Source organism: Endozoicomonas sp. SESOKO1 (assembly GCF_024606265.1).
Classification (GTDB): Bacteria; Pseudomonadota; Gammaproteobacteria; order Pseudomonadales; family Endozoicomonadaceae; genus Endozoicomonas.
The window spans coordinates 1-2,457 of the sequence record NZ_JAHHPP010000372.1 but is presented as its reverse complement, the minus strand read 5'-3'; the positions used below and the strand labels follow the sequence as shown (position 1 = coordinate 2,457).

General features: G+C 52.8%; 1 protein-coding gene. It reads right to left on the bottom strand.

Features of this window, described 5'->3' with window-relative positions:
• On the bottom strand, window positions 1–2,392 hold a 2,392-nt coding region (locus KDK13_RS16805; protein WP_257286141.1), incomplete at its 3' end, for a PAS domain S-box protein.
• Window positions 2,393–2,457 lie beyond the last annotated feature (65 nt).

The following is a 2,457-nucleotide window of genomic DNA, read 5'->3' as shown; positions in this document are numbered from 1 at the left end:
GATTAATGAGGATCTGTTGTATTTTTGTCTCATCGCCGATCATAAACACCGGCACCTCGGGGCTAATGGTTACTTTGAAAGCCAGCTTTTTGGCTTTTGCCTGCTGGGCAACCATTCGATAAATGGAATCGATCAGCTCCATCAGGTTGAATGGCCGGGCAGCAATCATAAGCTGGCCGGATTCAGCTTTGCTCAGATCGAGAATGTCATTGATCAGAGTGAGCAGATGCTGGCCAGAGGCCTGGATGCCCTGTAGCTGGTCCTGTTGTTCGGGGGTGATGTTGGACTGGGCCATCAACAGCTGTGCATAGCCGAGTATGCCGTTTAATGGGGTACGTAGCTCGTGGCTCATATTGGACAGGAACTGGGTCTTGGCGTCGCTGGCGGCCTGGGCCTTGTCCCTGGCCTCAGCCAATGCAGAAGCTGCCCGCCGTTCGCGAGTCCGGTCATGAGCCAGTCCTTGAATGGCCACCACTTCACCTTGATCATTCATGGCTGCGGACTCATAAATTTCCAGCGTGGCAATGGTGCCGTCGGCTTTGATGATCTCTAACTGGTAGCTGGGATGGCTACCACCCTGGCATAATATGTTGAATACTTGTGTAACTAACGTCCGGTCACTGTTTCGGTGCAACAATTGCCGCCAGTGCTTCATGAAATATTCCGGACTATAGCCAAGTATCGCCTGCACCGATGAGGTCACATTAATAAAGGATCCATCAAGATGCTGAGAATAAAATATATACTCATGTTGCAGGGCATCGATGGTGCGTCGTAAGCGCTGCTCGCTGGCGAACAGCGCCTCCTCTGCTGCCCGGCGCTTACGGATGTCACGCATAAACATTGAATAGTGCAGACCATCCGGTGTTTCAATGGCATTCATGGTCAATTCTACCGGCACCAGCTCTCCGGACCGGGTAATAATATTGATTTCCTCGCCAGATGGATTGATTGGTGCCGCCAACAGCTTTTCCCCGGCACAGAGCTGATTGCAGTCCTCGTCGGCAATTAATGTACACAGCTGTTTACCCAGCACCAGGTCACCCTGGTAGCCAGTCAGAAGCTCTGCCCGGGCATTAACCATCACTATCACACCCAGGTGATTAGTAATGACCATGGCATCAGGAGCAAGCTGCAACAAGCCTCGGAAATGGGCCACATCACTGACCCAGCGGGTAATATTGCGGCCAACCCCTTCGGCACCAATAATATGGCCCTGGGCATCGTAAATGGGTATTTTGATGATCTCAAAGTTGGACCGGTTACCGTTTTTATCGCAGATTTCCAGCTCGTACACACTGGTTTCGGCACCGTTAAGCACTCGCCCGGTCTCCTCCAGTGCCTTCTGGTTGCCAGAGGTGTCAGAGTACAGCCAGCTGTGATGGTACGTTTCGATGGGCCTGGTCATGCCAACTGCAGTCCGCATCCAGGGGCTGAGGTAGGTCATATTACCGTCCCGGTCGTGGGTAAAGTAATAGATGCCCTGACCCAACTTCCCAAGCAGGTGGTCAAAGGATGAAACCCGCTCTGTCCATTGCCGCTCTTCGCGCTGCTGCAATCGGTGAGTTATGCGGGCAATAAACTGGCGAATATGGAATGGATCGCGCTGACTGGCCAACGGATCAGCGATGGATGGCTCACCTCTGGCAATGCTACTCTCCAGCGACTGGATAAGTGCGCTGAAAAACTTGCTGAGCTGGCCAACCAGTAACCAGATCATCATGGTAGCCAGTAACTGCACAACAATGAAGGTGATGATTTGCGGCAACAACCCATAAAGGCCGGAGGTAGACAGTAGCAGCGACAAGGTCAGTGTTCCGTTGTCCACCGGTTGGTGAATATGTAAAAAGGGGTTGGCCTTAAACATGCCACTATTACTGCTGCAGCTATTGAAGTTACTGGCACTCTGGAGCAAACAACGACTGGTGTCCGTATACTGTTGTTTGACCTCTGTCGGGATCTGGGGGGCATCCAGTTCAAACAGGGGCTTACCAGCACTATCGAGCAGGAATAAATAGGCTTTCATCTCCATCAGGGCTACTCGCTCCCGGAGAAAGTCTGCCATGGATACAAAGCTCAGCACCGCCACCCGATGATGGTCAACAGTTGTATAGCGGGCGTAGAAAAATCCTTGTTCACCAGAGCGCTGCCCAGCCTGCGTCAGGGGGAGAGGATAAACGCCGCTATGATGGCCCTGGCGGATGCCCGTGCCCAGCCACTGTTGCAAATCCTGGCGATAATCGGCAGGCATCGGTGGCCAGAGAACAGCCTCGCGGCTATTGGCAATCCACTCAAGGGAATGATCGGCCTGCTGGATAATAATGGCGGTTCCCGGTAGCAAGGCCTGCTGGTCGGACAGGATATTGAGAGCCTGTTGTGCTAGCGTAGCCAACGGTTGCTCTGCTGGGTATACCCCCGGTTCAGAGGCCAGTATCTGCAATTGTTGGCTGACTTTTT